Source organism: Vibrio sp. Of7-15, assembly GCF_022347565.1.
In the GTDB taxonomy this organism is placed as follows: Bacteria; Pseudomonadota; Gammaproteobacteria; order Enterobacterales; family Vibrionaceae; genus NORP241.
The window spans coordinates 1-7,816 of sequence record NZ_JAKRGH010000051.1 but is presented as its reverse complement, the minus strand read 5'-3'; the positions used below and the strand labels follow the sequence as shown (position 1 = coordinate 7,816).

Annotated in this window: 3 protein-coding genes and 2 tRNA genes; all 5 read left to right on the top strand. The window is 40.1% G+C overall.

The window, feature by feature from the left end:
- The first annotated feature begins 25 nt into the window (after positions 1-25).
- The 5 genes from MHO82_RS25240 (at position 26) to MHO82_RS25220 (ending at position 7,816) form a co-directional block, all read left to right on the top strand.
- Positions 26-99 (top strand) — tRNA-Cys (locus tag MHO82_RS25240).
- 272 nt (positions 100-371) lie between these two features.
- A complete protein-coding gene (locus tag MHO82_RS25235; RefSeq protein WP_239189305.1) occupies positions 372-5,888 on the top strand; it encodes a transporter substrate-binding domain-containing protein in 5,517 nt (1,838 codons plus the stop codon).
- Between the two features lie 10 nt (positions 5,889-5,898).
- On the top strand, positions 5,899-6,273 hold the full coding sequence (locus MHO82_RS25230) for a response regulator (protein ID WP_239189302.1): 375 nt from the start codon (positions 5,899-5,901) through the stop codon (positions 6,271-6,273).
- A gap of 11 nt (positions 6,274-6,284) precedes the next feature.
- Positions 6,285-7,319, top strand: a complete 1,035-nt coding sequence (locus MHO82_RS25225) for a two-component system response regulator (RefSeq protein WP_239189308.1) — start codon at positions 6,285-6,287, stop codon at positions 7,317-7,319.
- Between the two features lie 428 nt (positions 7,320-7,747).
- Positions 7,748-7,816, top strand: a tRNA-Leu gene (locus tag MHO82_RS25220).

Genomic DNA, 7,816 nt, shown 5'->3' with positions numbered 1-7,816 from the left:
ATCTCTTTGAAGAGAGTAAAAATAAGGCGCGTTGGCAGAGTGGCTATGCAGCGGATTGCAAATCCGTGGACCTCGGTTCGACTCCGGGACGCGCCTCCAAGTTTTAAAGCCCAATCAGAAATGATTGGGCTTTTTTACGTTTGATAAAAGTAATACTCAGATCTGCTCTTACCTATCTCTAATTGTCCATGCGAAGTTTTTGGTAAATTAAAATATACTCTGTTGCCAAAATTTCCTATCTAACAGCACTTTATTCTCACCTTAATTCAATTCTATATCGCAAGTTATCCATTCTTGGTTTATATGTTTACTTTGTATAACGCAAATGTTCGGTTGGATTTTCAAAGAGCAAGGAGCAAGGGATCGTAGTGATGACAAACATCTACCTGTGGATAGTAACTCTTTTTTTACTCTTTATGTTACCTACGACAAGCCATGCGGATACGATTAAAGTGGGTTTTGGTTATTCTAAACCTCCTTTTGTTTTTGCGACCTCACTAAAAGACCCCGCTAAACCCCATGGTATTGAAATTGAAATTATGCGTGAGGCTTTTGCACTACGTGGTCACACAGTGGCAGTTTCTTATTTTTTAAATACCGAGCTCCAAGAACAATTACGTAAAGGTAATATTGATGTTGCTACAACGGTTCCTTATGGGCAGGATCCTTCTCTGTATTATTCTAAAGACATAATCTATTTCTGGAATTACGCCATTACTCAACCAGAAGATCCTCGTTCTATTAGTTCTATTGATGATTTAAAGGGGAGAAAAGTAACGGCTTGGTTGGGTGCTAAAAATGACTTAGGGATAGGTTTTCAGAAGATCTTACCTAAAATGGAGTTATACAGAGAGCTTGAAAACCAAGAAGAGCAAGTCCTCCTTTTTCTGCAAAAGAAGCTGGATACGATAGTGATTGATTGGAATATATTTTCCTATTGGGCGCACCATCATGGCTATGATCCCACGAAGTACCATCAACATGATATTTTTGGAGGGCGTACTTGGTTTTCAGCTGCGTTTACAGACCAAACACTAAGAGACGATTTTCAACAAGGCTTTAACCAACTAAAGCTTAATGGAACATATGATGAAATCTATGGGCAACTATGGACTTCTTTTCATAAAACGGCCTTGAAGCAAGAGCAATCTATTAATTTAACTAAAGAAGAGGAAGAGTGGCTTCAAAATAATCCAACAATTAACATAGGTACAGATAGTAATTATCCACCTTTTGAGTTTGTTGGCTCCCGAGGTCAATTTGTCGGAATATCTGCAGATTATTTAGCGCTCATAAATGCAAAGTTGGGAACAGACTTTAAAGCCCAGATAAGTTTAAGCTGGAGTGAGGTGCTTGAGAAGACTAAGCGTGGTGAAATCGATGCCATAGCGACTATTGCGAACACGGAGGAACGCCGTGATCACCTTAATTTTACAGCGCCATATATTCGCTTTCCTATGGTGATTCTTAGCCGTAAAGATCAAGAGCCAGTCACTAGCCTTATCGATCTTTATGGCTTGAGGCTAGCTGTTGTAACAGATTTTTTCTACGTAAATGACATTCAGCAAGACCATCCAGAAATAAAACTTTCTTTTGTGGACTCTCCCTTAGCGGCTTTAAGAGCAGTTTCCGAAGGGGATACGGATGCGGCCATTGTTAATTTTGCTGTCGCAAATCATTTAATGGTTAAGCATGGTTTTGGAACGCTGCGAACGGATAAGGCAACGGAAATAGAGAGCAGCGAATTTGGTTATGCTGTGCGTAAAGAGCTGCCCGAGCTTTTGTCAATTCTTGATAAGGCGCTTGCCTCCATTTCCAAAGAAGAGCATCAATATATTCGGGATAGGTGGATAGCCCATTTATCAGATAGTCTTGCCACAATAAGCAACGCTGATTTATCAGAACAAGAGTTGGAGGCCATAAAGTTATCTCAATCACCAGTGGCGGATCCCGATATTAAAATTCAGTCTCATGATGAAGATGTGGTGTATTTAATTCTGGCGTGCGCAGCATTTGTGGTTATCAGCGTGCTGTTAAGTATTTATTTATTGCCTCGTCATTTAACCAATGAACAGCTTGCCAAGTTTGTAAGTTCTAAAGCTTTTACCAATGTCATTATGTTTCTGACTGGGATCATAATGCTTATTATCTTTTCTTTGGTTTGGTATACCTTAGAGCAAAGTAGGCAATCGATTGCGAAAAATGTTAAAGAAGATCTGAGCTTTGTGCTGAAAGGAACATCGGAACGGCTTGATCTTTGGATCAACGATCGTAAACAAGACTTATCCGAGTTAGCGGAGCATCCAGAGTTAGTGCAACTTACACAACAAATACTTAACTCTGATTCTGATGATGTAGTTATCTCGTCAGAACTGGAAAGGAAAGTAAGGCACTTTATTCATTCACATGGAGGAAAGGATGACGAAAAGATTTTTTTCATTATCAGCCCTGAACGAATGAATATCGCTTCTTCTAGTGATGGAAATATTGGTCGTCGAAACTTAATAGATCGTTTTGCTCAACAGAGATTGGACAGGGTATTTAAGGGTAATCCTGAATTTATTCCCCCAATCGATTTTGGTTTGGAATCAGAAGGATCCGAAGCAACGCAGCCAAGCCTGCATCAATTTAGTATGTTTTTTGCGGCTCCCATTAAAGATGAAAATGGAAAGATATTGGCAGTTTTGGCTCAACGTCTAAAAGCTGGTGGCCGTATTTCTCAGATAATGAATCAAGGCAGACTTGGTAGTTCAGGTGAAAGTTATCTGATCAATACAGAAGGGGAGATGTTAACCACCAGTCGATTTTTAGATCAGTTGATTGATATCGGCCTGCTCAAGAAAGACACAAAAGACAATGAGCTGGTACAGCTAAAAGATCCTGGAGGGAACTTACTCGCTGGGCATCGTATTACCAAAGATGTGTCTCAATTACCTTACACCTATATGGCAGATAATTTACTGAAATTGTCTCAAAACTCCTCAGCTTCCAGTGAATTTAAGTTCTCTAAGATGGGGGCCAATATGGAGGGGTATAGAGACTATAGAGGAGTCAGTGTTTTAGGTGTTTGGCAGTGGAGTCATGAACACGGGCTTGGTATTACGACAGAGATTGATAAATCTGAAGCATTAGAATCTTACTACCAACTACGGCTTTATTTAATTCTGATAGCCGTCGTTTCTTTGTTACTTATTTTAGTCTCAGTTATTCTGACACTGACTATTGGGCAGAGAGCAACCAGCTTTGTAAGGCGTTCCAATGAGGAATTGGAAATTCTGGTTAAAGAGAGAACGCTGAGGCTGCGTAGCATTATAGAGAATGCTGCTGACGGTATTATTGTGATAAGCAACAGAGGAGTTGTGCAGAATTTTAGCCCGGCAGCAGAAGAGATCTTTGGCTATAGAAGCTCTGAAGTTGAAGGCCAGAATATAAAAATGTTAATGCCTGATCCTGTCAGAAGTAATCATGATGGTTACTTAGAACATTACCTGGAAAGTGGGAAAAAAAGTGTCATTGGAAACAAGAGGGAGGTGGTTGGTCTTCGAAAAAATGGAGAATGCTTCATGATGGATTTGGCTGTGAGTGAGCTTTATATCGGCTCAGAGCATTTGTATACCGGAATAGTTCGAGATATCACTGACAGAAAACAGGTTGAAGAAGAATTAAGGCAAGCAAAAGAAGAGGCGGAATCTGCAACTCAAGCTAAATCAGATTTTCTGGCGAACATGTCCCATGAAATTCGTACACCGATGAACGCTATTATTGGTATGAGTTACCTTGCATTACAGACCGAGTTAGATCGCAAGCAACGAGGCTACGTGCAGAAAGTGAATCGTTCAGCAGAAAGCCTGTTGGGTATTATTAATGACATTTTAGATTTCTCCAAGATCGAAGCGGGTAAGATGGATATGGAGAAAATCGATTTTCGCTTAGAAGATGTCTTTGATAACTTAGCTAACCTCATTGGTCTGAGAGCTGAAGAAAAAAGCCTAGAAGTGATGTTTGATATACCTGCAGATATTCCAATGGCACTTATTGGTGATCCGCTTAGGTTAGGGCAGGTACTTATTAATCTCGGTAACAATGCCATTAAGTTCACCGCACAAGGTGAAGTCGTTTTTAAAGTGGCTATACATGAAAAATCCGAAAAAAGCGTTAAGTTGCATTTCTCTATTCGTGATTCTGGTATTGGCATGACCCAAGAACAGCAGAGCAAGTTGTTTCAGTCATTCTCTCAAGCTGATGCATCAACCACAAGAAAGTTTGGCGGTACCGGTTTAGGTTTAATCATTAGTAAAAATCTAATTGAAATGATGCAAGGTGATATTTGGGTCGACAGCGAAGAAGGTGTGGGCAGTACCTTTCATTTTACTGCAACTTTGGATATACAACAGGGCGTAATATCAGATCGTCTTTGTGCTAAAAAAGAGCTGGGATTGCTCAAAGTTCTCGTTGTTGATGATAACTTATCGGCTAGGGAAATCTTAACTAATATGTTGATTTCATTTGGCTTTAATGTGGATCAAGCAAGTGGGGGAGAAGCGGCGCTTGCTATGATTAAAGATGCTGATAGTGTCCAGCCTTACGATCTCGTAGTCATGGACTGGAAAATGCCAAGTATGGATGGTATCGAAGCGACCGAAGCCATTCAAAATAGTATAGAAGTCAGCCAAAAACCCACTGTTATCATAATTACAGCCTATGACAGAGAAGAAGCTCGGACACTAGCATCGGGTATCGATATCAAAGGTTTTCTGACCAAACCCGTCACTGCGTCCAGCTTATTCAATACCATAATGCAAGCAAGAGGTGTAGAGAGCTCTATTGATGAGGGGTATGACCGCCATGAGGAAATGACGGACCTGTTGGATAAGCTAAGGGGAGCGAAAGTTCTCCTAGTTGAAGATAATGAACTAAACCAAGAACTCGCGTTAGAGTTGCTATTACGTAATGGCATCGTTGCGACACTGGCTGAAAATGGTGAGCAAGCTCTTGAAGCAGTAGAAAAGGATGAATTTGATGGTGTACTCATGGATTGCCAAATGCCAATTATGGACGGCTATGAGGCTACACGTCGTATCAGGCTTTCACCTGAGTTTGAAGGTTTACCCATTATTGCGATGACAGCCAATGCCATGTCAGGAGATCGAGATAAAGTATTAGATGCTGGGATGAACGATCATATATCCAAGCCGATCAATGTGAAAAACATGTTTCAAACTATGGCTAAGTGGATCACTCCCAGTGAGCCACAGCCAATTGCAACGAAGCAAACGGACGATGTAGCTATTGCGGATATCCCCGAGATTATTGGCATTGATCAAGATGTTGGGCTGGCGATTACTCAAGGAAATAAAGGGCTTTATCGTAAATTATTATTGAAATATCTACATGGTAATCAATCCTTTGCGTCAGAGTTTAAAGCTGCCCAACAAAATTCCGAGCAAGATACGCAGATACGTCTCGCGCACACACTGAAAGGTACATCGGGCAATATTGGTGCAGTTCAAATACAAGAGATTGCAGGTCAACTAGAAGCTGCTTGTGAAAATGGTCAACAAGACCTAATTAATGAACTAATGGAATCACTGACGGCAGAATTAGAACCGATTATGGTGAGTTTGTCTGCCTTGAATGATCTATCAGAGTCGAATGTGGCTGCTGAGACTGTTGATCCAGATAGAGTAGATGAATTACTCACTCAGCTTCGTGATTTGTTAGAAGATGATGATACAGATGCCGCAGATGTTATCGATGAATTAGAAAAATTGCCTCCAGGTACATTAGATAACGTGCTTTTGAAAAAACTTTCGAAATCAGTCGATGAGTATGACTTTGAAACTGCCTTAAGTGTTTTGTCCGACTTGATAAAAAATCTCAGTCAGTGAGGGCTATACTATGAATGGTGATAAACCCATTATTTTAGTGGTTGATGATGCTGCTGATAATATTCAGTTACTTAGCGGGTTATTAAAGAATCAATACAAAGTGAAAGCCTCAACAAGTGGTGAAAAAGCGATAGCCATTGCGAATAAATCACCTCAACCAAGTTTGATATTACTTGATGTGATCATGCCTCACATGGACGGTTATCAAGTATGTGAAGCGCTGAAAAAAGATGACAATACCAAACAAATCCCCGTTGTATTTGTATCAGGAAAAATTATGCAAGAGGACGTGAATAAGGGGATGGCACTCGGAGCGGTAGGTTATTTACAAAAACCTGTTCAGTTAGCTGAACTGGAAAAGATTATTGAGCCAATTTTGGCATAGGGGGCTGAGTGATACCTAACAAAGAGAAGCAGACTATTCTTGTTGTAGATGATACATCAGAAAATGTTGATGTGCTGAGTGGTGTGTTACGCAGTAAGTATAAGGTTAAAGTGGCGTTGAATGGAGAGCGTGCTCTAAAAATTGCCGAATCTGATCCTAAACCTGTAATGATTTTATTAGATGTTATGATGCCAGGTATGGATGGCTATGAAGTATGCCGCCGTTTAAAAAAGAACCCTGCTACAGAAAAAATCCCAGTCATTTTTATTACCGCTAAAAGTCAAGACGACGATGAGAAGAAGGGGCTCTCCCTTGGGGCTGTAGATTATATTACTAAACCGATAAATCCATCCATTGTATTACAACGTGTTCAAACTCAGTTGGCCTTATATGATCAGAATCTGGCACTGGAAGCGAAAGTTTATCAACGCACACAAGAATTAAATGATGTACAGTTAGAAATTATTCGTCGTTTAGGGCGTGCGGCGGAATTTAAAGATAACGAAACAGGTCTGCATGTTATTCGTATGAGCCACTATTCTCGTTTGATAGCAGAAGAGTTAGGCTATGGATTTGAATGGAGTAATCTTATTTTCAATGCAGCTCCTATGCATGATATTGGCAAAATAGGAATACCTGACTGTATCCTATTAAAACAAGGCCCTTTAGATAAAGAAGAATGGAATTTGATGCAACAGCATCCACAATTCGGTGCGGATATTATCGGTGACCATGATTCTAGGTTGTTGCAGATGTCTAAGGAAATTGCGTTAAGTCACCATGAAAAATGGGATGGCTCAGGTTATCCAAATGGATTAAAAGGCCAGGAAATACCTATCTCTGGGCGAGTTATTGCTATCGCGGATGTTTTTGATGCCTTAACGACAGAGCGTCCCTATAAAAAAGCATGGACAGTAGAAGATGCAGTTAATTTGATCAATGAAAATACAGGTACTCATTTTGACCCTGATCTTGTTCCTATTTTCCATAAAGTGTTGCCACAGATACTTGCAATTAAAGAGCAGTATGCAGAGTCGTCAATGTAGTTTTTAAAGAAGATCACTCCTTTGACGTCTCATGGGTAAATGCTTTCAATGGCTATGATGAGTATTTTATGTAGTCAGGAATGGTTATTCTTACCTATAGAATAAATTACGCGTCATACCTATAAACTTTTCCCCTTAGTGTTCAGTCGGATTTACCACTTGTATAAAGGGCTAAATTCCAATTAGCTACGGTATTAGTGAGTATAAAGTAGGCTTCTTAGCTTGGTTTTTAACCATTTGAATTAAATGGATAATATTCTTATTGACTCCTTTTTTAAATCGGTTAAAGTAAGCCTCGTTCTCAAGGCATAATTGCTTAAGAGACAAGAATAATAAGATATGGCGAAAGCGGTATCTAAGATGGTGTCTAACCGCTTTTATAAAGCACATTGGTTGGTGCATCGCAATAAAGAATTGCGTGCCCTGGTGGTGGAATTGGTAGACACAAGGGATTTAAAATCCCTCGGCGTTCGCGCTGTGCCGGTTCAAGTCCGGCC

Coding starts and splice junctions, on each gene's coding strand:
- MHO82_RS25235 (WP_239189305.1), top strand. CDS start 372: ATGACAAACATCTACCTGTGGATAGTAACTCTTTTTTTACTCTTTATG.
- MHO82_RS25230 (WP_239189302.1), top strand. CDS start 5,899: ATGAATGGTGATAAACCCATTATTTTAGTGGTTGATGATGCTGCTGAT.